Source organism: Burkholderia sp. NFPP32 (assembly GCF_900119325.1).
GTDB lineage: Bacteria > Pseudomonadota > Gammaproteobacteria > Burkholderiales > Burkholderiaceae > Burkholderia > Burkholderia pyrrocinia_C.
The window spans coordinates 582,889-605,323 of record NZ_FPJP01000001.1 but is presented as its reverse complement, the minus strand read 5'-3'; the positions used below and the strand labels follow the sequence as shown (position 1 = coordinate 605,323).

The 22,435-nt window shown below is 68.8% G+C and carries 23 protein-coding genes; 17 read left to right on the top strand and 6 right to left on the bottom strand.

Annotation, left to right across the window (positions count from 1 at the left end):
• Positions 1 to 112: 112 nt before the first annotated feature.
• The 5 genes from BT264_RS02830 to BT264_RS02810 all read right to left on the bottom strand — a co-directional run bounded on the left by BT264_RS02830 (position 113) and on the right by BT264_RS02810 (position 5,518).
• The gene (locus tag BT264_RS02830) at positions 113 to 901 is read right to left on the bottom strand and encodes a sulfite exporter TauE/SafE family protein (protein WP_034183419.1); all 789 of its coding nucleotides are present in this window, start codon (positions 899 to 901) and stop codon (positions 113 to 115) included.
• Positions 902 to 1,216: 315 nt separating this feature from the next.
• Entirely contained in the window at positions 1,217 to 2,647 is a 1,431-nt protein-coding gene (locus BT264_RS02825) for a DHA2 family efflux MFS transporter permease subunit (protein WP_072436204.1), read from the bottom strand.
• Between the two features lie 137 nt (positions 2,648 to 2,784).
• Positions 2,785 to 3,516, bottom strand: a complete 732-nt coding sequence (locus BT264_RS02820) for a DsbA family oxidoreductase (protein WP_072436203.1) — start codon at positions 3,514 to 3,516, stop codon at positions 2,785 to 2,787.
• Between the two features lie 248 nt (positions 3,517 to 3,764).
• Complete coding sequence (locus BT264_RS02815; RefSeq protein WP_072436202.1) at positions 3,765 to 4,559, bottom strand: helix-turn-helix transcriptional regulator; 795 nt, start codon at positions 4,557 to 4,559, stop codon at positions 3,765 to 3,767.
• The gene (locus BT264_RS02810; RefSeq protein ID WP_072436201.1) at positions 4,556 to 5,518 is read right to left on the bottom strand and encodes an ornithine cyclodeaminase family protein; all 963 of its coding nucleotides are present in this window, start codon (positions 5,516 to 5,518) and stop codon (positions 4,556 to 4,558) included. The genes BT264_RS02815 and BT264_RS02810 overlap by 4 nt, the downstream gene beginning before the upstream one ends.
• Positions 5,519 to 5,900: 382 nt before the next feature.
• On the opposite strand from BT264_RS02810, the gene BT264_RS02805 reads away from it, so the two are divergent.
• The 11 genes from BT264_RS02805 to groL all read left to right on the top strand — a co-directional run bounded on the left by BT264_RS02805 (position 5,901) and on the right by groL (position 16,752).
• On the top strand, positions 5,901 to 6,680 hold the full coding sequence (locus tag BT264_RS02805) for an ABC transporter substrate-binding protein (RefSeq protein ID WP_072436200.1): 780 nt from the start codon (positions 5,901 to 5,903) through the stop codon (positions 6,678 to 6,680).
• A 67-nt stretch (positions 6,681 to 6,747) separates the two neighbouring features.
• Entirely contained in the window at positions 6,748 to 7,992 is a 1,245-nt protein-coding gene (locus BT264_RS02800; RefSeq protein WP_072436199.1) for an NAD(P)/FAD-dependent oxidoreductase, read from the top strand.
• 529 nt (positions 7,993 to 8,521) lie between these two features.
• Positions 8,522 to 10,714, top strand: a complete 2,193-nt coding sequence (locus BT264_RS02790; protein WP_072436198.1) for a beta strand repeat-containing protein — start codon at positions 8,522 to 8,524, stop codon at positions 10,712 to 10,714.
• 312 nt (positions 10,715 to 11,026) lie between these two features.
• On the top strand, positions 11,027 to 11,386 hold the full coding sequence (locus BT264_RS02785; RefSeq protein WP_072436197.1) for a COG4315 family predicted lipoprotein: 360 nt from the start codon (positions 11,027 to 11,029) through the stop codon (positions 11,384 to 11,386).
• A gap of 25 nt (positions 11,387 to 11,411) precedes the next feature.
• Entirely contained in the window at positions 11,412 to 11,927 is a 516-nt protein-coding gene (locus tag BT264_RS02780) for a sigma-70 family RNA polymerase sigma factor (protein ID WP_072436428.1), read from the top strand.
• The gene (locus tag BT264_RS02775) at positions 11,924 to 12,706 is read left to right on the top strand and encodes an anti-sigma factor family protein (RefSeq protein WP_072436196.1); all 783 of its coding nucleotides are present in this window, start codon (positions 11,924 to 11,926) and stop codon (positions 12,704 to 12,706) included. The genes BT264_RS02780 and BT264_RS02775 overlap by 4 nt, the downstream gene beginning before the upstream one ends.
• Before the next feature lie 34 nt (positions 12,707 to 12,740).
• Positions 12,741 to 13,172, top strand: a complete 432-nt coding sequence (locus BT264_RS02770) for a cupredoxin domain-containing protein (protein ID WP_256260559.1) — start codon at positions 12,741 to 12,743, stop codon at positions 13,170 to 13,172.
• The gene (locus tag BT264_RS02765) at positions 13,169 to 13,801 is read left to right on the top strand and encodes a LolA family protein (RefSeq protein WP_072436195.1); all 633 of its coding nucleotides are present in this window, start codon (positions 13,169 to 13,171) and stop codon (positions 13,799 to 13,801) included. The genes BT264_RS02770 and BT264_RS02765 overlap by 4 nt, the downstream gene beginning before the upstream one ends.
• A gap of 44 nt (positions 13,802 to 13,845) precedes the next feature.
• Complete coding sequence (locus BT264_RS02760; protein WP_034182873.1) at positions 13,846 to 14,361, top strand: SRPBCC family protein; 516 nt, start codon at positions 13,846 to 13,848, stop codon at positions 14,359 to 14,361.
• A gap of 410 nt (positions 14,362 to 14,771) precedes the next feature.
• The gene (locus tag BT264_RS02755; RefSeq protein WP_026044985.1) at positions 14,772 to 15,065 is read left to right on the top strand and encodes a co-chaperone GroES; all 294 of its coding nucleotides are present in this window, start codon (positions 14,772 to 14,774) and stop codon (positions 15,063 to 15,065) included.
• 46 nt (positions 15,066 to 15,111) lie between these two features.
• Positions 15,112 to 16,752 carry a chaperonin GroEL gene (groL, locus tag BT264_RS02750; protein WP_072436194.1) on the top strand — a complete coding sequence of 547 codons (1,641 nt, stop codon included), beginning with the start codon at positions 15,112 to 15,114 and terminating at the stop codon, positions 16,750 to 16,752.
• Between the two features lie 145 nt (positions 16,753 to 16,897).
• Here the strand turns inward: groL and BT264_RS02745 are convergent, their stop codons facing one another.
• Positions 16,898 to 17,764, bottom strand: coding sequence for a hydroxymethylpyrimidine/phosphomethylpyrimidine kinase (locus BT264_RS02745; RefSeq protein ID WP_072436193.1), 867 nt, complete (start codon positions 17,762 to 17,764; stop codon positions 16,898 to 16,900).
• 255 nt (positions 17,765 to 18,019) lie between these two features.
• On the opposite strand from BT264_RS02745, the gene BT264_RS02740 reads away from it, so the two are divergent.
• The 6 genes from BT264_RS02740 to BT264_RS02715 all read left to right on the top strand — a co-directional run bounded on the left by BT264_RS02740 (position 18,020) and on the right by BT264_RS02715 (position 22,411).
• Positions 18,020 to 18,190 (top strand): rubredoxin, encoded by a 171-nt coding sequence (locus BT264_RS02740; protein ID WP_006400971.1) that lies wholly within the window; start codon positions 18,020 to 18,022, stop codon positions 18,188 to 18,190.
• Between the two features lie 104 nt (positions 18,191 to 18,294).
• The gene (locus BT264_RS02735) at positions 18,295 to 19,596 is read left to right on the top strand and encodes a FimL-related protein (protein ID WP_072436192.1); all 1,302 of its coding nucleotides are present in this window, start codon (positions 18,295 to 18,297) and stop codon (positions 19,594 to 19,596) included.
• 182 nt (positions 19,597 to 19,778) lie between these two features.
• Positions 19,779 to 20,357: a YqgE/AlgH family protein gene (locus tag BT264_RS02730; RefSeq protein ID WP_006491354.1), complete on the top strand. Its 579-nt coding sequence runs from the start codon at positions 19,779 to 19,781 to the stop codon at positions 20,355 to 20,357.
• Entirely contained in the window at positions 20,354 to 20,803 is a 450-nt protein-coding gene (gene ruvX, locus BT264_RS02725) for a Holliday junction resolvase RuvX (protein ID WP_027788201.1), read from the top strand. The genes BT264_RS02730 and ruvX overlap by 4 nt, the downstream gene beginning before the upstream one ends.
• Entirely contained in the window at positions 20,790 to 21,305 is a 516-nt protein-coding gene (gene pyrR, locus BT264_RS02720) for a bifunctional pyr operon transcriptional regulator/uracil phosphoribosyltransferase PyrR (RefSeq protein WP_072436191.1), read from the top strand. The genes ruvX and pyrR overlap by 14 nt, the downstream gene beginning before the upstream one ends.
• Positions 21,306 to 21,379: 74 nt before the next feature.
• Positions 21,380 to 22,411, top strand: a complete 1,032-nt coding sequence (locus BT264_RS02715; protein ID WP_072436190.1) for an aspartate carbamoyltransferase catalytic subunit — start codon at positions 21,380 to 21,382, stop codon at positions 22,409 to 22,411.
• Positions 22,412 to 22,435 lie beyond the last annotated feature (24 nt).

Sequence of the window (22,435 nt, the reverse complement as noted above, 5' to 3'; positions counted from 1 at the left end):
CGGAAGTCCGTCAAGACAGGAAGTAACGGTTGGGTTGCGAGCCGGGATGGTGTTTTTTCGTTAGGGGAGAGAGGGTATCGATGCGACGCTGCGGGGCGTCGCGAAGTGCCGCTTACGCGAGCACGAGCCGCACGCCGACCGCGACGAGCGTCGCGGCGAGCAGGTTGCGCAGCAGCCGCTCGGGCGCGCGCGCCGACAGCAGGCTGCCGAGCACGATGCCGGGCAGCGAGCCGAGCAGCAGCGACAGCAGCATCGACCAGTCGACCGAGCCGAGCAGCCAGTGGCCCATGCCCGCGACGAGCGTGAGCGGCACCGCGTGCGCGATGTCGGAGCCGACGATGCGGGTCGTCGCGAGCATCGGATACAGCAGCAGGAGCACGGTCACGCCGATCGCACCGGCGCCGACCGACGTCATCGACACGAGCACGCCGAGCATGGCGCCCGTGAGCACGGTCGACCACAGCGTGCGCGCGGGGCTCGGCGCGAGCGGGTTGCGCGCGGCGAACGCGGTGAGCTGCGGCCGGAAGATCAGCGCGAGCGACGTGAGCAGCAGCGCGATGCCGAGCACGAGCTGGATCATCCGCGCGGTGCCCGGCGTGTTCATCCCGTGCGTGTGCAGCCACCACAGCGTGAGCGCCGCGGCCGGGACGCTGCCCGCCGCGAGCCGGCCCGTGATGCGCCAGTCGATCGAACCCTTCAGGCCGTGGACCAGCGTGCCGGTGGCCTTGGTCGCGGCTGCGTACAGCAGGTCGGTGCCGACCGCCGTCGCGGGGTGGACGCCGAACAGCAGCACGAGGATCGGCGTCATCAGCGAACCGCCGCCGACGCCCGTCAGGCCGACGAGGATGCCGACGAACAGGCCGGACAGGGAGTACAGCAGATCGATATGGGGAAGCGACATCGGAAGCAGGCGGTTATGCGGCGTTCGGCGGCGGCGCGCGGCCGCTGCGCGCGCGTCAAAGTCCGCCATTGTCGCAAATGTGGCGGGTGGATGTACGACTGCGTTAAAAATCGGCCGCAAAGGCCCGTGCGGCGGGCGGCCGGACGAGTGTGAAACGCGTGTTCGAGCGAGGGCGGGGCCGATAACGGTGACGGCCCGAAAGGTATGACGAGTATGACGAACCGGGAATGCCTGCCGCGGCGCGGCACCCGCAAAAAAGGGCGCGACACGGCGCGCCCTGGTTCGATGCCGGCGACCGGCTTGGTCGGCCGGCGTTCAGTGCATCGCGGGGCCGACGCCTTCGACGCCGTTCTGCGGCCGGATGCGCAGCGCGAGGCCGATCAGCGCGGCCGCGGCGGCGAACGCCGCGCCGAACGCGAATGCCGCGTGGTAGCCGCCGTTCAACGCGTCGAGCGGCGCGGCCTGCGCGGCCGCGAGCGCGTCGGTGTGGGCCGCCGCGAGGCTCGCAAGCACCGCGAGGCCGAGCGCGCCGCCCATCATGAACGCGGTGTTGACGATCCCCGACGCGAGCCCGGAATCGGCCGGATCGACGTCGCTCATCGCGGCGAGCAGCACCGGGTTGAACGCGATGCCCGCACCGATGCCGAGCAGCGTCATGCCGGGCAGCACGTGCCAGACGAAACCGCCGTCGACCGGCGCGCGCGAGAACAGCGCAAGGCCGCAGGCCGCGATCAGCAGGCCGGCCGCGATCGGGCCGCGGATCCCGAAGCGCATCACGATGCGCGCCGACAGCCCGAGCGAGAACGCGGCCATGATCAGGTTCGCCGGCAGGAACGCGAGGCCGACCTGCAGCGGCGCGTAGCCGAGCACGCGCTGCATGTACAGCGCGGACAGGAAGAACCACGCGAACATCGCGGCCGCCCACAGCACGCCGATCACGTTCGCGAGCGCGACGTTGCGCGCGGCGAACAGCGTGAGCGGCATCAGCGGATGCGCGGCGCGCGCCTCGATCGCGATGAACAGCGCGAGCAGCACGACGGCCGCGCCGATCAGCACGACGGTCTGCATCGACAGCCAGCCGGCCTCGTTGCCGCCGACGATCCCGTAGACGGCCAGCATTAGCGACGCGGTCACCGTGACCGCGCCCGCGATGTCGAGCCGCGCGGTGCCGGCCGGCGCGCGCATGCGCGGCAGCAGCGCGACGCACATCGCATAGACCGCGATGCCGATCGGCAGGTTGACGAGGAAGATCCAGTGCCACGACAGCGAGCTCGTCAGCAGCCCGCCGAGCAGCACGCCGATGCTGCCGCCTCCCGCGCAGACGAAGCCGTAGACGCCCATCGCGCGCGCGCGTTCGCCGGGCTCGGTGAACAGGTTCATGATCAGCGACAGCGAGACGGCCGATACGACCGCGCCGCCGAGCCCCTGCACCGCGCGCGCGGCGATCAGCATCGCCTGCGATTGCGCGAGGCCGCACGCGAGCGTGAACACGACGAGGCCCGCGAGGAACATGCGGCGCTGGCCGTACAGGTCGCCGAGCCGGCCGCCGAGCAGCAGGCAGCCGCCGAACGTCAGCAGGTACGCGTTGACGACCCACACGAGGGCCGTTTCGGTGAAATGGAGATCGGTGCTGATCGACGGCAGCGCCACGTTCACGATCGTGCTGTCGAGCACGATCATCAGCACGCCGAGGCAGAGCACGATCAGCGCGTACCAGCGCTTCTCGCCGTGAATCCCGTGTGTCATGGGCCTGCCGCCTTCTGATAGTTATTTGAAAGGATGCATTGTAGACGTCATCGGCGCGGGCTTCCTGCCGGTTTGTGGCAGCAGCGACGCGTAGTGGCACGTCCGGGCGGGACGCACGGGAGGGGCCGTTGTGCGAGTTACGAACGCGCCGACAGTTCGCAGCCGTCGGGGCCGCATGCGGCCGCGTCGCTGCCGGCGAGTTCGACGATACCGTCGCGCCACGCGTGGTCGAGCGCCTGCGCGAACGCGTCGGCCGGCTGCGCGCCCGATACCGCATAGCGGCCGCCGAACACGAACAGCGGCACGCCGCGCCCGCCGATCTGCGCGGCGCGCGCGATGTCGGCTTCGACTTCGTCGCGGTACGCGTCGCTGCGCAGCACGTCGTCGACGGCCGAGCGCTCGAGCCCCGCTTCGACCGCGAATTCCGTGAGTTGCGCATGATCGAACAGCGAACCGTGCTCGCAGAAATACGCGCGGTACAGTCGCTCGGTCAGCGCGTGCGCGCGGCCTGTGGCTTCCGCAAGCTTCACGAGCCGGTGGCCGTCGAGCGTGTCGCCGACGAGCGTGCCGGGCAGGTCGTAGCGCAGCCCGACGCTCGCGGCCGCGTCGGTCACCTGGCGCAGCATCTGGTCGACCTGCGCGGGCGACATCCGGTACTTGTCCGCAAGCATCGCCTCGACCGGCTCGACGGGCTGGCCGGGCATCAGCCGGTACGCGCGCAGTGCGACGTCGACGCGGTCGGCGTGCGCGAACGCGGCGAGCGCCTCGTCGAAGCGGCGCTTGCCGATCCAGCACCACGGGCAGATCAGGTCGGACCAGATTTCGACGGTGAGGGTCGGGCGGGCAGTCGGGGCGGGAGCGGTCGTCATGGGCGGTCCGGGGCAGCAAAAAATGTAACCGGCACTATATCATTTATGCTTCGGCGCCTGGTCTTGGCCGGGCCCCTGCGGAACGGGCCTGCGCCCGACGTATCACGAAGCATAGACATGGACGGCACGGACCGATAGCGATTGCCGATGCCGGACGCGGCGGAACAGTCCGGCGAACCGGCCCGCGGGAGCATGCTGCTTCCCGCTTCCCGCTTCCCGCTTCCCGCTTCCCGCTTCCCGCTTCCCGCTTACGCGTCTCCCTGCGTTTCCTTCAGGTGCTTGAGGTGCTTGTAGACCGTCGCGCGCCCCATCCCGAGCACGTTCGCGACATAGTTCGCCGCGCTCTTGCCGCGGAACGCGCCTTCCGCGTAAAGCGCCTCGACCAGCTCGCGCCGGTGCTCGCGCGTGAGCCCGTTGAGCCCGACCTGCCGCTCGTGCAGCCAGCCGTGCAGGAACGTGTTGATGCGTTCCTGCCAGTCGTCGCGGAACAGCTCGTCCGGCTGCGCGACGACGCCCGCGCCCTTGATGAACAGGTCGAGCGTCGCGCGTACCTCGTCGAACACCGCGATGTTGAAGTTGATGCACATCATCCCGGCCGGACGGCCTTCGTCGTCGAACAGCACGTTGCTGACGCAGCGCATCCGCCGGCCGTCCCAGTTCAGCTTCTCGTACGGGCCGATCACGCGCTCGCGCGCCGAATGATCGATTTCCTCGAGCGCGGAATCGTCGCCGACCTCGCGCTTGGACAGGTTGTTCGCGAGATACAGCACGGTCTGGTCGTGCAGGTCGTGGATCACGACTTCCGCGTACGGGAAGAACAGCGCGGCGATACCGTCGGCGATCGGCGCATAGCGGGTGAGCAGCAGGTCTTTGACGGGGGATTTCTTCTTGCGCATCGGTGTCGCCATCTCGGGTGGGCGGGGGCCGGGCGGCACATCGGGCCGGCGTGCCGGCGCGCCGGTGGCCGGCATGCCCGTGCGCCCGCGCGCGGCCGCCGCGGCGGTTGCGCCATTGTATCGGCCCCGCGCTCGCGCGATGCTCATGCGCGCGTCAGGTGCGTGTACAGCGCGTGCGCGATCGCGATGTCCTCGAGCCCGAGGCCGATCGAGCGGAAGAACGCGTGACGCGTGCGCGACGGCGCCGCGCAGGTGCCGGCGACGAGCGCGGGCAGGTCGCCGACGATCCGTTCGGCGTCCCAGCCGTGATCGGCCGCCGCGATCTGCATCTCGCCTGCGCTCGCGGGCGTCGTGTGCCGGTAGTCGCAGTACACGTCCATGTCGGGCAGCCACGCGGGCGGGATCTCGTGCGCACGTGCGACGTTCGTGCTGATCGACGTGACGAGCGCGGGGCGCGTGAGCATCCCGTCGCCGAGCACGGGCGTGCCTGACGACGTGCACAGCATCACGACGTCCGCGTCGCGCACGCAGGCTTCGACGCTCGCAGCCGCGCGTGCGCGCGGGTCGAGCCCGGCGAGCGTCGCCCGTAGCGCCGCGTCGCCGGCGAGCCCGGGCGAATACACGCGGATCGTCTCCCAGTCGCGCAATGCCGCCGTGTGCCGCAGGTGCGCGAAGCCGACCGCGCCCGCGCCGACGATCGCCAGATGGCGCGCATCGCGCGGCGCGAGGCAGTCGACCGCGAGCGCCGTCGTGCCGGCCGTGCGTTCGACGGTCAGCCGCCCCGCGTCGCACCACATCAGCGGCTGGCCGGTGCGCATCGACATCAGCGCGGTCCAGGCGGTGACGATCGGTTTACTGTCCGTCACGACATACGGCGACAGCTTCGCGCCGAACACCTGCTCGTCGGCGAGCGCGCCGAGATACGTGATGAAGTCGCCGGCCTGATCGGGAAACAGCGTGAGGGTCTGCGGCGGCTGCACCGCGCGCGCCGACGCGAGCGACGCGAACATGCGGCGCAGCGTGCCGAGTACGTCGAGCGACGGCAGCGCCGCGCGCACCGCGGCTTCGTCGACGGTCAGCGGCAGGGGCGGGACGGTTTGCGTCATGGGGACATCTCCGGTCGGGGCCGGACAGGAATGTCTCGAAAGACGGTGTCCGGCGGTGTTCGTGATGGACGAAAAGTCTAATATAGACAAACGAAATCTTGAGAATTTTTCTTTTCGAGACTTTGTGTCGTCGCTGGATTTGTGGAAAACACCGGAAAATCAACGGTGTTTTGCATGCTCGATGCAATTTCGACGTGACGCGACGACGCACGATCCTCGTATCCCCTATAGTCCATAGTGGACTTTAAGTCTATATTTCGCATGCAGGACACGATGTGTCGCCGTGTGGCGGCCGCCTGTGTCGAATGCCGATCCGGCGCCCGGTCGCGGGCGCCGCGCGACCGATCTTCATTGCCTCAATCGAGAACAGAAGGACCGTCTCATGAACTGGAAGCTTTCCCTCTGCGCCGCCGCGGCGCTTGCGTGCACGGCCGTCACGGCCCACGCGGAACAGGCCACGTTGCGCTTCGGGATCGAAGCCGCCTATCCGCCGTTCGAGAGCAAGACGCCGGCCGGCCAGCTGCAGGGTTTCGACGTCGACATCGGCAACGCCGTGTGCGCGAAGCTGAACATGAAATGCGTGTGGGTCGAGAATTCGTTCGACGGCCTGATCCCGGCGCTGCAGGCGCGCAAGTTCGACGCGATCAACTCGGCGATGAACATCACCGCGAAGCGCAAGCAGAGCATCGACTTCACGCCGGCGATCTACGTGGTGCCGATCGTGATGGTCGCCAAACGCGGCTCGCCGCTGCGGCCCGACGTCGCGAGCCTGCACGGCAAGCACGTCGGCGTGCTGCAGGGCTCGTCGCAGGAGGATTTCCTGAAGGCGCACTGGGCCAATGCGGGCGTGGCCGTCGTGTCGTATCAGGACCAGGACCAGATCTATGCGGATCTCGTCGCGGGACGTCTCGACGCGGCCGTGCAGGAAGCGCAGACCGCGCAGGACGGTTTCCTCGACAAGCCGGCCGGCCGCGACTACCAGATCGTCGGCGAGCCGCTGAATGATCCGGCGACGCTCGGCGAGGGCACGGGCTTCGGGCTGCGCAAGGGCGACAAGGCGCGGCAGGCGAAGATCGCCGGCGCGCTCGACGCGCTGAAGAAGGACGGCACGCTGGGTGCGCTGTCGCAGAAGTATTTCAAGCGCGACATCGTCGCGAAGTAAGCACGGCCGCGCGCCGGCCGCGGTGCCGGCGCGCGTCGCATCGAATCTCGACGCTGGGCGGGGAAGCATGGATTTCGACGTCATCGTTCTGGGGGCCGGCATCGTCGGCGTGTCGTCGGCGCTGCATCTGCAGGATCGCGGGCTGCGCGTCGCGCTCGTCGACCGGCGCGCGCCCGGCGAGGAAACGAGCCACGGCAATGCCGGGCTGATCGAGCGCTCGTCGGTCGTGCCGTATGCGTTTCCGCGCCGGCTCGGCACGCTGCTGCGCTATGCGCGCAACCGTTCGGTCGATCTCTATTGGGACTACCGCGCGCTGCCCGCGTATGCGGGCTGGCTCGCGCGCTTCTGGCGCGAATCGTCGCCGCAGCGGCTCGCGGCCGCCGCGCGCGACATGCTGCCGCTCGTCGCGGCGAGCGTCGCAGAGCACGACGCGTTGCTCGCGCGTACCGACGCGCAACCGCTCGTACACGACGGCGGGTGGATCGAGGCATTCCGTTCGCCCGCGCTGTTCGACGCGGAAACGCGCGCGCAGCAGCGCGTGGCCGACGCGCACGGGCTGCGGATGACCGTGCTCGACGCGCGTGCGCTGCGCGAACGCGAGCCCGGTGTCGGCGACGCATTTTGCGGTGCCTTCCACTGGCAGGACCCGAAGACCGTGTCGAGCCCGGGCGGGCTGACGAAGGCCTATGCGCGACTGTTCGAACGCGACGGCGGCACGTTCGTGCTCGGCGACGCGAAGACGCTCGCGCAGGTGGATGGCGGCTGGCGCGTCAGTACCGAACATGGGCCGATCTCCGCACGCTCGGCCGTGGTCGCGCTCGGGCCATGGTCCGATCAGGTGTTCGCGCCGCTCGGCTACCGGATTCCGTTGCGCGCGAAGCGCGGCTACCACATGCACTACCGGCCGACGCGCATGCCGCTGAACGTGCCGGTGTGCGATACCGAGGAAGGTTTCGTCGTCGCGCCGATGGAGGGCGGCCGCCTGCGGCTCACGACCGGCGTCGAGATCGCGCTGCGCGGTGCGCCGCCGACCGGCGTGCAGCTCGCGCGTGCCGAGCCGCTGGCGCGCGACGCGTTCGGCATCGGCGAGCGGCTCGATCCCGAGCCGTGGCTCGGGATGCGGCCGTGCACGCCCGACATGCGTCCGGTGATCGGGCCCGCGCCGCGCCATCGCCATCTGTGGTTCGCGTTCGGCCATTGCCACCACGGGCTCACGCTCGGCCCCGCGACCGGGCGCCTGCTCGCCGAAATGATGACGGGCGCGCCGACCTATATCGATCCCCATCCGTACCGGCCGGCGCGCTTCGGCTGAGCCGGCATCGCGGCGATGCGGCGACGGCCCGGGCCGCCGCCCCGCGCGCTGCATCGCGTTCTCCGGCTGCGATGCGGCCGCAACAATTTTTCATTCGGCTATCCGAATTATCGAAAACCGGGTATTCGGAAATGATCTGCGTAATCACCAAGAAAGAAATCGCGCAATAAATAAAATCAGTAAATTCGCGATTTATCAATGCATTTTCATATTGCTGAAATGCGCAATGGGCAGCCGCCCTGACGATTCAGGGCACCGTCTCGACCGGGTGTTCCGGCGTTACGCGGAATGTACCGGAACACGTTACTGCGTGGCTCGCAAACGTTACGTTACATCCGCGTTCCGCGGGCCTTTTTCGTCAGACGATTCGGGCTCCGCGACCCGTGTATTTCGCCTGAAATCCATAAAAAATCGTTATTGCCAGGCAATTGGCAGATGAATCAATCGGCTTTTTTTGAATTGGCACGCTTCGTGCGATCCGTCCCCATGCTTTATCAACGTAGTGCCAACCGAGATGGGGTGAATAAGGATGGGACAAAATTTTAAACTGACGGGTGTGGCGCTGTCGGTCGCGACGGTGTTCGGGGTACTGGCTTCGGGTTCCGCGATGGCGGGGGCCCTCGATTCGTTGCCGATCCCGCAAGTGATCGTCAATCCGCCGACGAACAGCGTGTCGGTCGGGCTGGTTGCGACGGGCACGTCGCCGCTGGGCTCGGTCATCGTGACGGCGGGCGGCTCGGGCGCGATCCAGACGTCGCTCGGTGATCCCGGCCAGGTGCTGTCGGGCGCCGTGGGGGCGGTGACGGGCGCACTCGGCGGTAGCGGCGGCACGGTGCAGCCGCTTGCGCCGGTGCAAGGGGTGCTGAACCAGGTGACGGGTGCGCTGAGTGGCGGCAACCCGGCGGGCGCGTTGACCGGTGCGCTGAATACGGCGACGGGGACGCTGAGCAATGCGGTTGGTACGGTAACGGGCGCATTGGGTAGCGTCGGCGGCGGTGCGAATCCGCTTGCGCCGGTTCAAGGCGTAGTGAATCAGGTGACGGGCGCGCTCGGTGGTGGCAATCCGGCCGGCGCACTGACGGGTGCTCTCGGCACGGTGACGGGTGCGCTGGGTAGCGTCGGCGGCGGTGCGAATCCGCTGGCGCCGGTTCAAGGTGTCGTGAATCAGGTGACGGGCGCGCTCGGTGGTGGCAATCCGGCCGGTGCACTGACGGGTGCTCTCGGCACGGTGACGGGTGCGCTGGGTAGCGTCGGCGGCGGTGCGAACCCGCTGGCGCCGGTTCAAGGCGTAGTGAATCAGGTGACGGGCGCACTCGGCGGCGGCAATCCGGCTGGCGCACTGACCGGCGCCCTCGGTACGGTAACGGGCGCACTGGGCAACGTCGGCGGCGGTGCGAACCCGTTGGCGCCGGTCCAGGGCGTCGTCAATCAAGTCACGGGCGCACTCGGCAGCGGCAACCCGGCAGGCGCATTGACCGGCGCCCTCGGCACCGCAACGGGCGCCTTGGGCGGTATCGGCGGCGGCTCGAACCCGCTGGCACCGATCCAGAGCGTCGTCGACCAGGTGACGGGCACGCTCGGCAGCGGTAACCCGGCCGGCGCGCTGAGCAACGCGGTCAACACGATCACGGGCACGCTCGGCAATGTCGGCGGCGCGGGGAGCCCGCTCGCGCCGGTGCAAGGCGTCGTCACGCAGCTCGCCGGCACGCTCGGCAACGACAATCCGGCCGGTGCATTGACGAACGCGCTGAACTCGGTGACGGGTGCGCTCGGCAACCTCGGCGGCTCGAACCCGCTCGCGCCGGTGCAGGGCGTCGTGAACCAGGTCGTCGGCACGCTGTCCGGCGCAGGCGGCGGCCCGATCACGCCGATCACGAACCTCGTCAACGGCTTGCAGAACGCGCTGCCGACCGGCGGCAACGCTGCCGGCGCACTGACCGGTGCACTCGGCTCGGTGACGGGTGCGCTCGGCAACCTCGGCGGCAACAATCCGGCTGCGACGCTGAGCAACGCGGTCGGCACGGCCACGGGCGCACTCGGCAATGCAGTCGGCTCCGTCGCGGGCGCGCTCGGCGCGCTGGGCGGCACGAGCCCGCTCGCGCCGGTGCAGGGTGTCGTCAACCAGGTCGTCGGTACGCTCGGCAGCGGCAATCCGGCCGGTGCGCTGACGGGCGCGCTGAACTCGGTGACGGGTGCCCTCGGCAACCTCGGCGGGTCGAATCCACTGGCGCCGGTGCAAGGCGTCGTGAACCAGGTCGTCGGCACGCTGACGGGCGCGGCGGGCAACAACCCGATCGCGCCGATCACGAACCTCGTGAACGGCCTGACTGGCGGCAGCAACCCGGCCGGCGCACTGACCGGCGCACTGACCGGTGCGCTCGGCTCGGTGACGGGCGCACTCGCGAACGGTCCGGCGGCGCTCGGCCAGGCGGCCGGCGCGCTGTCGGGTACAGCCGGTTCGACGGCAGCGGCAGGCGGCAGCCTGCTCGGTTCGGGCTCGAGCGCGGCCGGCGGCACGGCGGGCGCGGTCGGTTCGTTGTTGACGGCGGGTGCCAACTCGACGGCGACGGTCGTCAATGCGGTCGGCACGTCGGTCGGCACGGCGCTCGGTTCCGCGCCGGGCCTGTCGGTGACGCCGCATTCGGGCAACGGCTCGCCGAACAACCCGCTCGCACCGGTGACGACGCTGCTGCAATCGCTGACCGGCGCACTGCCGAGATAACGCGCCGGAAACGCACGGCGGCGCCGTATCGGCCGCCGTGCGAAACGGCCGTGCAACATGGGTCGCGCAACGCGGCATGACAAGGATGTCATGCCGCGTTGTCTTTTGGGTTTCCCGCTTTCTTTCGTCGTATGAATGGCCGATGCCGGGCCGCCGCCGATCGTCGCAGGGCGGCATGGAATAACCGGCCGCTTTCGTCCGTTTACATACCGAGTCCCGGCACGACCGGCTGGCGGGATAATGGTCTCGACGAAGCCGATCGTCCCGTCCGGCGCCGCCGTGTCGCGATGCCATGTCAAAAGGAGAACGGGAATGAAACGGATGCTTTTCGCCGCCGCGCTGATGGCGGCGATCGTGCGGCCGGCGGCCGCGGAACCGCCACAGGTCGGCAACGGGAAACTGGTCGACGAAGATCACATGACGCTATACGTGTTCGATCGCGACGCACCCGGCAAGAGCGCGTGCGACAGCGCGTGCGCGGCCAACTGGCCGCCTGCGATCGCAGACTCGTACGACAAGGCGTCGGGCGCGTGGAGCCTCGTCACGCGCAGCGACGGCAAGAAGCAATGGGCGTACCACGGACACCCGCTGTATCGCTGGAAGATGGACCACAAGGCCGGCGACGCGGGCGGCGACGGGATCGGCGGCATGTGGCACGTTGCACGTCCGTAACGGCGCGGCGACGCGCGACGCATCGATGAGCTACGAATCGGACCTGCTGGTGTGGCTGCCCCATCTCACGCGTTATGCGCGTGCGCTGACGGGCGACCGGGCCTGGGCGGACGATCTCGTGCAGGACACGCTCGAGCGCGCGCTGAACCGGCCGCCGCGCGACGGCGGCAACCTGCGCGCGTGGCTGCTGACGCTGCTGCGGCACCGCTTCATCGACCAGTTGCGTGCGCGGCACGAGATCGCGGTCGACGATGCGACGGCGCCGTGGCAGACGATGGCTGCACCGTCCGGCGAGATCGGCGGGCTGGTGCTGCGCGACGTGCAGCGCGCGCTGTACCGGCTGCCCGTCGAACAGCGCGAGGTGCTGCTGCTGGTCGCGCTCGAGGAGTTGAGCTATCGCGACGCCGCGCAGGTGCTCGGCGTGCCGGTGGGAACGGTGATGTCGCGGCTCGCGCGGGCGCGCGGGCAGATGCGCGCACTGCTGTCGGACGAGCCGTCGGCGCACGGCACGGCCGCGTTACGGGTAATCGGGAAGACATGATGGATGAATCGCGCAAGCCTTCGAACGAGCGGGACGACGATGCGTCGGCGCAACTGCTGTCCGCGTTGCTGGACGGCGAGCTGTCCGGGCACGAGCAGCGCGAGATGCTCGAGCGCCTGCAGTCCGATCCGAAGGAAGCCGAACGATTCGCGCATTACCGCGCCCAGCGCGATGCGCTGCAGGCGCTGTTTCCGTTGCCGGGCGCCGCGCCCGCGCTGTTCGTGCAGCGCCGCGCGCCGCGCCGGCGCGCTATCGCGTATGCGTTCGCGGGGCTGGCGGCCGGGCTGCTGATCGGCGTCGCGCTGCATGCGGGCTGGGCCGCGTTCGGCAGCGAACCGGCGTTCGCCGCGCGCGCGGATGTCGCGTATGCGGTGTACGCAGCCGATCGCGAGCATCCGGTCGAGGTCGGCGCGGGCGATCCCGCGCACCTTGCCGCGTGGCTGTCGGCGCGCGTCGGGCGGCCCGTGCGCGCGCCGTCGCTCGACGAATACGGCTACGTATTGCTGGGCGGCCGCTTGCTGCCCGGCGACGCGGGGCCGGCCGCGCAGTTCATGTATCAGCGGGCGGACGGCAAGCGCGTGACGCTGTACATGACCGCGTACGATGCGCGGCACCTCGCGCCGCGGGCGATGTCGGCCGACGGCCGCTACACGTATTTCTGGTCGGATCGCGGCATGGGCTATGCGCTGTCCGGCCGCGGAGACGAACGGCACCTGCGCGAGCTCGCGATCGAAGCGTGCGGCGCGCTAGGCGGCTCGACCGACGCGTGGAAGGGATGACTTGCGCGGCGCCGGCAGGGAGCAGGCGATGAAGATGAAGAGGACGATGACGAAGGCACTCGTGCTGATGCCCGTGCTCGCGGCACTCGCCGCGGGCGCTGCGCTCGCGCGTGCCGACGGCGATGCGCCGGTGCGCGTGCCGGTCGACGCCGACGGCGTGCAACGGGTGACGATCGTCGGCGGCAGCTATTTCTTCCGCCCGAACCACGTGATCGTGCGCGCGCGCGTGCCGGTCGAGCTGACCGTGTCGGCCGAGCCCGGCGTGGTGCCGCACAGTTTCGAGATCGACGCGCCGCAGGCCGGCATCGCGGTGCACACCGAACTCGGCACGACGCCGAAGACCTTTCGCTTCACACCGGCGCAGCCGGGCCGGTTCGCCTACTATTGCACGCATCGGCTGCTGTTTTTCAGGAGCCATCGCGAGCGCGGGATGGAGGGCGTGCTCGACGTCGAGGCGGCGCCGTGATCGCCGCGTTGCTGGCCGCGAGCCTGATAGGAGCGAGCATGACAGCCGATCCCGTGACCGTCGCGCAGGCGCATTTCGACCACGTCCGCTCGTACCGCGCGACGATCCGCTCGTCGGCGCGGGGTGGCGAACACGCCGAAATCCGCTACGCGTACCTGAAACCGGGCTTCGTCCGGATGGATTTCGTGTCGCCTCATCACGGCGCGGTGCTTGCATACGATCCCGGCGACGGCAAGGTGCGGCTGCGCCCGTTCGGTGCGCACGCGCCACCCGCGTTGACGCTGTCGCCGTCCAATCCGCTCGTGCGCGACCGCAGCGGCCACCGGGTCGACCGGTCGGACGTCGGCGAACTGCTGCGCAACGTTCATGCGCTGCAGCAAGGCGGCGCGACGGTGACCGAAGGCGAGGAGGCCGTCGGCGGCCGGACCGCGCTGCGCGTGTCGGTCACGGGCGCGCCCGCGCATGCGGTCGGCGGCGTGCATCGCTACCGGCTGTGGCTGGACGCCGAGGACGGCTTTCCGCTGAAGGTCGTCAGCTTTGCGGACGATGACGACGTGCCGCTCGAAACCGTGACGCTCGACGATATCGAGATCGACGTCGCGTTTCCCGAGCGCTTCTTCGCGCCCTGATCGGCGCGCTGATTCATGCCCCTGACGCGCATGCCGGAGGCTGCATGGCGGAATACCGGTTCTCGACGACCTGGCGCGTGGACGCCCCGCTCGCAGCGGTCTGGGACGCGATCTACCAGGTCGACCGCTGGCCCGACTGGTGGAAGGGCGCCGTGCGCACCGTCGAGATCGAGCCGGGCGACGCGCGCGGCGTCGGTGCGCTGCACCGGTATACGTGGAAGGGCGCGCTACCGTACCGGCTGACCTTCGACATGCGCGTGAGGCGCGTCGAGCCGGGGCATGCGCTCGAAGGCCGCGCGAGCGGCGCGATCGAAGGCGACGGATGCTGGTCGTTTGCCGGCGACGGTGCGTGCACCGTCGTGCGCTACGACTGGCACATCCGCACGCAACTGAAGTGGATGAACTGGCTGGAGCCGATCGCGCGCCCGTTATTCAAATGGAATCACGACGTCGTGATGCGCGAAGGCGCGAAAGGGCTCGCGCGGCTGCTGGGCGCGGCGGTCGAGACGGAGGGCCGGACGTTCCGGCCGCTGTCGGGCGCGGGCTGCGCCGATACGTGACGGCGTGCGGCGGCGCGTGAGGGCCGTCCGGCGTACGCGAAGGCGGCGCTGCAGCATGCCGGATCGGCGCCGGCGCAGGTCTTTTGATGCGCTGTCGCCGGCTTCGGGAACTCCGTGCTTACCCGGTGTCCAAACGGGGCTGGATGGGATGCGCGGGCCCCTCGGGCCAGCCGGCCGGGCCGGGCAGCGTTCGTCATGGTTTTGTTTCTAAAGGGTTTTTTGTTGTTTTCGCGTGCTTTTCCCTCTGCCGCGCCGTTCAAAAAATTCCTCCAGCTTCCCTTCTTGAATTTGTCAAAACCCGTCCATATAATTAGCACTCGCTGCACGAGAGTGCTAACAATTCTCTGCCGGGCGATCCGCCGGGCAGATTCCCCAAGCGTTCTTCAATCTCAGTCAAGAGAGGAGTGAATATGAACCTTCGTCCTTTGCACGATCGCGTGATCGTCAAGCGTCTGGATCAAGAAACCAAGACCGCCTCGGGCATCGTCATCCCCGAAGCCGCTGCTGAAAAGCCGGATCAAGGCGAGATCCTCGCGGTCGGCCCGGGCAAGCGTGACGACAAGGGCGCCCCGATCGCGCTCGACGTGAAGGTCGGCGATCGCGTCCTGTTCGGCAAGTACGCAGGCCAGACCGTGAAGGTCGACGGCCAGGAACTGCTGGTCATGCGCGAAGAAGACATCATGGCCGTGGTCAACGCTAACTAAGCGTCCTTCGACGGTACATATTCCCAAGAATTCAAGGAGTTAGAAGATGGCAGCTAAAGACGTCGTATTCGGCGATTCCGCCCGTTCGAAGATGGTCGAAGGCGTGAACATTCTCGCCAACGCAGTCAAGGTCACGCTGGGTCCGAAGGGCCGCAACGTCGTGCTCGAGCGCAGCTTCGGCGGCCCGACGGTCACCAAGGACGGTGTGTCGGTCGCGAAGGAAATCGAGCTGAAGGACAAGCTCCAGAACATGGGCGCGCAAATGGTCAAGGAAGTCGCTTCCAAGACCAGCGACAACGCAGGCGACGGCACGACGACGGCAACCGTCCTCGCGCAATCGATCGTTCGCGAAGGCATGAAGTACGTCGCATCGGGCATGAACCCGATGGACCTGAAGCGCGGCATCGACAAGGCAGTCGCAGCGGCTGTCGAAGAGCTGAAGAAGATCAGCAAGCCGTGCACGACGAACAAGGAAATCGCACAGGTCGGCTCGATCTCGGCGAACAGCGATTCGTCGATCGGCGACCGCATCGCTGAAGCGATGGACAAGGTCGGCAAGGAAGGCGTGATCACCGTCGAAGACGGCAAGTCGCTGGCCGACGAGCTCGACGTCGTCGAAGGCATGCAGTTCGACCGCGGCTACCTGTCGCCGTACTTCATCAACAACCCGGACAAGCAAGTCGCCGTCCTCGAGAACCCGTTCGTGCTGCTGCACGACAAGAAGGTGTCGAACATCCGCGATCTGCTGCCGGTGCTCGAGCAAGTCGCGAAGGCTGGCCGTCCGCTGCTGATCATCGCTGAAGACGTCGAAGGCGAAGCGCTCGCAACGCTGGTCGTCAACAACATCCGCGGCATCCTGAAGACCGTCGCGGTCAAGGCGCCGGGCTTCGGTGATCGTCGCAAGGCGATGCTGGAAGACATCGCGATCCTGACCGGCGGTCAGGTCGTCGCGGAAGAAACCGGCCTGACGCTCGAGAAGGCAACGCTGGCAGAACTGGGCCAGGCGAAGCGCATCGAAGTGGGCAAGGAAAACACGACGATCATCGACGGCGCAGGCGAAGCCGTGAACATCGAAGCACGCGTGAAGCAAGTGCGCGCGCAAATCGAGGAAGCGACGTCGGACTACGACCGTGAAAAGCTGCAAGAGCGCGTGGCCAAGCTGGCCGGCGGCGTGGCAGTGATCAAGGTCGGTGCTGCGACCGAAGTCGAAATGAAGGAAAAGAAGGCACGTGTCGAAGACGCACTGCACGCAACGCGCGCGGCTGTGGAAGAAGGCATCGTGGCAGGCGGCGGCGTCGCGCTGATCCGCGCTCGCACCGCGATCGCAGGCCTGACCGGCCTGAACGCCGACCAGAACGCCGGCATCAAGATCGTGCTGCGCGCAATGGAAGAGCCGCTGCGCCAGATCGTCACGAACGGCGGCGAAGAAGCCAGCGTCGTGGTGGCGGCAGTTGCTGCAGGCAAGGGCAACTACGGCTACAACGCAGCGACGGGCGAGTACGTCGACATGGTCGAAGCCGGCGTCGTCGACCCGACCAAGGTCACGCGCACCGCACTGCAGAACGCAGCTTCGGTTGCAGGCCTGCTGCTGACGACGGACGCAGCCGTTGCAGAACTGCCGAAGGAAGATGCACCGATGCCGGGCGGCATGCCGGGCGGCATGGGCGGCATGGGCATGGACATGTAATCGACTTCGGTCGATGGTGTCGGGAACGCGCAGCGATGCGCGTTCCAGCCAAAAGAAAAGACCCGCAGCGATGCGGGTCTTTTTTTGTTTGCGCGCCGGATTCACGTGCGCGCGCCGGCCGGCGTTCACGCCCGCCGCGCGCGTTTCAATGCCGGTGCGACGTCCTCGGCACCGGTTCGACCTTCGTGGCCGGCGGCGTGTCCGCATCGTCGTTGCTGCGCGCCCAGAAGAACCGGTCGGGCAGGTACGCGCCCATGCCGGGCCGGAACGCGTCGCGCACGGCCTGGTACAGGTACTCCTGCGCCTCGCGGACTGCCTCGGGCGGCTCCTGGCCGTTCGCGAGCAGCGCCGCGATGGCCGCGCCGAGCGTATCGGTGATGCCCATCAGCCGGTGCGGCGAGCGATCCCACATGTCTTCGCGGAGCTGGCCTTCCTCGCCGTACAGCGTGTTGACGAGCCGGTGCGAGCCCGTCTCGGACGACAGGATGTACTCGCAGCCTTGCGACAGCAGATGCGACACGGCCGCGTCGAGATTCGGCGCCTCGGCGTCGCCGTCCGGCTGCGCGAGCGCGATCAGCGTCGCGTGGTCGGCGACCAGCAGCGTCGTCTGCGGCGCCAGCAGGTCGGCGATCGATTCGCGCAGGTCGTCGGCCGCGAGCACGTGCTCGTCGTCGAGCGTGAAGTCCGGCGCGAGCACGAGCGGCACGCCGTCGTAGTCGGCGACGACCTCGGCGATCGCGCTGACGACTTCCGCGCGCGTCGCCGCGCCGATCTTGAACGCGGCGACCGGCATGTCCTCGAGCAGCATGCGCGCCTGGGCGGCGACGACGTCGGGGTCGAGGCCGGTCACTTCGTCGCAGGCGGCCGAGTCGCGCACGGTGTAGCCCGTCAGGACGGATACGCCGTGACAGCCCATGCTCGCCAAGGTCATCAGATCGGCTTGAATGCCGGAGCCGCCGGTGGGATCGGACAGGCCGAAGGTGAGGACGATCGGAGGGGCGTTGCTGGACATGTAAAAATGGGGCAAGAGAAAAACGGGAAAAGCGACGGAGATGCGGACGGCGAGGCGAAATGGGCTTTTTCGGCCCTGTGTTGCCCGGCAGGCCGCACTTTTCAGCCATTATGCGGCGGAATCCGGCCCGCACGACGGATTTTTTAGCGCAGCGCAACGTAGTCGCCGGACTCCAGCGCGATTGCTAGGCAGTCCGGCCCCGACACGGTACCATCATGGCTCCCGAATTTACCGACTTTCCCGACGCGGCTTAAGATGGAATACAAGAGCTGGATGTGCCTGATTTGTGGCTGGATTTACGACGAAGAAGCCGGGCTGCCGGACGAGGGCATTGCCCCGGGCACGCGCTGGGAAGACGTCCCGATCAACTGGACGTGTCCCGAATGCGGCGCCCGCAAGGAAGACTTCGAGATGGTCCAGATCTGACCGGACCTTCAGCCCACGGACACCCCGCTCCGGCCTCGCATCGGCCCGGCGCTCGCGCGCCGAGGTTCGCGCGAGCGGCTTGGCGATGACAGGCGCGCGTGTCCATGACGTCCGATCCGGCGAACCTTCCCCTCCCTGACGCACTGCCCAACCCGCGCGGCGGGGCCGTGCGCGCGGCCGATGCGTGGCTCGCGGCGGCCGCCGACGCATTCGAGCGTCGCGACGACGCGGCCGCGCCGCTGTCCGCTGCCGCGGCCGTGCTGGCGGAAGCCGGCTGGCTGCCGGCCGCGCGTTTTGCCGGGCAATTGTCGGCCGCTGTGCCGCTCGTCGCCGTCGAGCCGACTTCGGCCGGCTGGTGTGCCGCGCTGCGCGATTTCCGCGCGGCCGTCGGGCGCCACAACCTGCGCGAGCTCGCCTGCTCGCCGGTTCTTTTCGAGCATTTCCGTGCATTGCGTGCGCAAAGCGCCGCCGACCTGCGTGCGAGCACGCCGCTCGACGCGCTCGCGCTCGTCGGCCGCGCGGTGCCGCCGGCCACGCTGCGCATGCTGCCCGAGGAGATCGCGACCCGGATACGCGCCCGCTACGAGCAGGCGCTGCTCGGCGTACTGCGGGCGCAGCACGCCGCGCCCGACGCGGCGCTCGACGAACTCGATGCGATGCAGGCGGCGCTGGCCGACGACACACCGTACGATTTCTGGCGGCTCGCGGCCGCGTGCCTGCGCGCGCTGCGCGCGAGCGGCGCGCCCGAACTGAAGCGCTTTCTCGCGCGGACGAACCTGCTGCTCGGCGAGCAGGTGCAGGGCCTGCGCAGCGCGCCGCCCGAATTCGTGCGCGAGACGGTTGCGCTGCTGTGGCGCGATTTCGCGCTGTTCGGCGCCGCGGCCGAGGACGTTGCGCTCGTCGACGTACTGCACGACTACGGGCTGACGGTCGACTGGCACGTCGCCGGCACGCCGGCGTCCGAAGCGTTGTGGGAGGCCGATGCCGCGCGGGCCGAGCACGACGCGGTTGCCGTCGCACCGACCCGCGCGCTCGGCGTCGTGACCGTCAATGCACATGCGTATGAGGATTTCCTGCAGACCGCCGATGCGTCGATGGCCGACCTCGCGGCCGATCCGGCCGCGGCCGACACGAGTGCCGCGTGGCGCGCGTCCGGCGCCGCCTACCGGGTCGGTACGGCCGCGTGCGCGCTCGGGCTCGGCCACGCGGCGCTGCTGGCCGACACGCTCGGCCTCGCGTGGCGCCGTGCCGCGCACGGCGTACCGCTCGCCGACGGCGGCCTCGACGCGCACGGTCACGCGTCCGACATGTTGCGCGCGGCGCTGCTGAAGATCGCGGCCGGCGTCGCGCCGCCGGACCTGACCGCGGCGTCCGAAGCGCTCGGCACGGCGCTCGGCCGAACCTGACGAACAAGGGGACGGACACGCGGTGGCGACCCTTGCCGCACGGGCCCGCAACACGCTGCCGACAGTGCCCGCGCGCGTGTTAGAGTGCCGTGTGATCCGCGCGCGCCGTTGCCAGCGCGGCGCGGCGTTGCTTGTTGATCGCGGCCCGGTCAGGCCGCGGCGTCTTTGCTAAAATTCAAACCATGTCAAAGCCTTCCGATCGCATCAACCTCACCAACCAGTTCCTGATCGCCATGCCGAACATGGCCGATCCGACGTTCTCGGGAACGGTGGTCTACCTTTGCGATCACAGCGAGCGCGGTGCGCTCGGCCTCGTCATCAACCGTCCAACCGACATCGACCTCGAATCGCTGTTCAACCGCATCGACCTGAAGCTCGACATCGAGCCGCTGCTGCACATCCCCGTGTACTTCGGCGGCCCGGTCCAGACCGAGCGCGGCTTCGTGCTGCACGAGCCGGTCGAGGGCGCGAGCTACAACTCGTCGATGTCCGTCGACGGCGGGCTGGAGATGACGACGTCGAAGGACGTGCTCGAGGCGGTCGCGACGGGCACCGGCCCGAAGCGCTTCCTGCTGACGCTCGGCCATGCAGGCTGGGGCGCAGGGCAGCTCGAGGAAGAAATTTCCCGCAACGGCTGGCTGACGGTCGCCGCCGATCCGCGCATCGTGTTCGACACGCCGGCCGAGGAGCGCTTCGAAGCCGCGCTCGGCCTGCTTGGCGTCAGCTCGTCGATGCTGTCCGGCGAAGCAGGGCACGCATGAGTGGCGCGAGCGCGCGCGATGCGACGCTCCTGGCGTTCGACTACGGCGAAAAGCGAATCGGGGTCGCGATCGGCAATGCGCTGACGCGCTCGGCCCGCGCGCTCGTCGTGATCCAGAACCTGAACCGCGAACACCGCTTCAAGGCGGTCGGCGACCTGCTGGCCGAATGGCGGCCGGACGCGCTCGTCGTCGGCCTGCCGATGCATCCGGACGGCACGCCGCACGACATGACGCAGCAGGCCAAGCGCTTCGGCAACCAGCTGAACGGCCGCTTCGGGCTGCCCGTCACGTGGGTCGACGAGCGCTATTCGTCGGTCGAGGCCGAGGCCGGGCTGCGCGAGCGCAACGTGCGCGGCCGCGCACGCGCCGAGATGCTCGATGCCGAGGCCGCGCGCGTCATCCTTCAACAGTATCTCGATCAATTGTCCGACCATGAGCACCATTGACGCCGAGGCGCTTTACCGCGTCCTGCTCGACCAGATCCGCGCCGCATACGGCACGGCTTTCGCCGAACCGGGCGGCCCGCGGCTCGCCGGCATCTACAGCGGCGGCGCGTGGCTCGCCGAGCGCCTCGCGCGCGATCTCGGCGCGCCGGCGTTCGGCGTCGTGAACGTCGCGCTGCATCGCGACGACTACGCGAAGAAGGGGCTGCACAGCCAGGCCAGCCCGACGTCGCTGCCGTTCGATGTCAACGGCGCGCGCATCGTGCTCGTCGACGACGTGCTGTACACCGGGCGCACCGTGCGCGCGGCGCTCAACGAGCTGTTCGACTACGGCCGTCCGGCCGCGGTCGAGCTCGCGGTGCTCGCCGACCGCGGCGGCCGCGAGCTGCCGGTCGCCGCGCGCTTCGCGGGCGGCGCGCTAGATGTGCCGGCCGGCGCGACGCTCGTGCTCGCGCGCGACGATGCCGCGCAGTTCACGCTGCGCGTCGAGGCGCACGGCGCCTGAACGACACGCGAAACCGTATCCCGGGCCGCTGGTTTGCACCGCGGCCCGTTTGCATAGTTGGAATCACGCACACCATGACCACCGACACCACTGGCCGCACCGGCAATCCCGCGGCGGCCGCGAGCCCCGACCGGTTCCGCTACGGTTTCCTGAAGGGCAACCCGCAGCTCACGAAAAACGGCGAGCTGAAGCACCTGCTGTCGATCGAGGGCCTGCCGCGCTCGATCGTCAACCACATTCTCGATACGGCCGAGCAGTTCGTCAGCGTGACGGACCGTGAAGTGAAGAAGGTGCCGCTGCTGCGCGGCAAGTCCGTCTTCAACCTGTTCTTCGAGAACTCGACGCGCACGCGCACGACCTTCGAAATCGCCGCGACGCGCCTGTCGGCCGACGTGCTGAACCTGAACATCAATGCATCGTCGACGAGCAAGGGCGAATCGCTGCTCGACACGATCAACAACCTGTCGGCGATGCATGCCGACCTGTTCGTCGTGCGCCACGCGTCGAGCGGCGCGCCGTACCTGATCGCCGAGCACTGCGCGCCGCACGTGCACGTGATCAACGCCGGCGACGGCCGTCATGCGCACCCGACGCAGGGCCTGCTCGACATGTACACGATCCGTCACTACAAGCGCGACTTCACGAAGCTGCGCGTGGCGATCGTCGGCGACATCCTGCATTCGCGCGTCGCGCGCTCCGACATCCACGCGCTCACCACGCTCGGCGTGCCGGAGGTGCGCGCCATCGGCCCGCGTACGCTGCTGCCGGGCGGCCTCGAGCAGATGGGCGTGAAGGTGTTCAACAACCTCGACGAAGGGCTGAAGGGCGTCGACGTGATCATCATGCTGCGCCTGCAGAACGAGCGGATGAGCGGCGCGCTGCTGCCGTCCGCTCAGGAATACTTCAAGACCTGGGGCCTGACGCCCGAGCGCCTCGCGCTCGCCGCGCCCGACGCGATCGTGATGCACCCGGGCCCGATGAACCGCGGCGTCGAGATCGACTCGCAGGTCGCCGACGGTCCGCAGTCGGTGATCCTCAACCAGGTCACGTTCGGCATCGCCGTGCGGATGGCGGTGATGGGCATCGTCGCCGGCAACAACGACTGAGCCTGCTTTCGCGCATCCTGATCC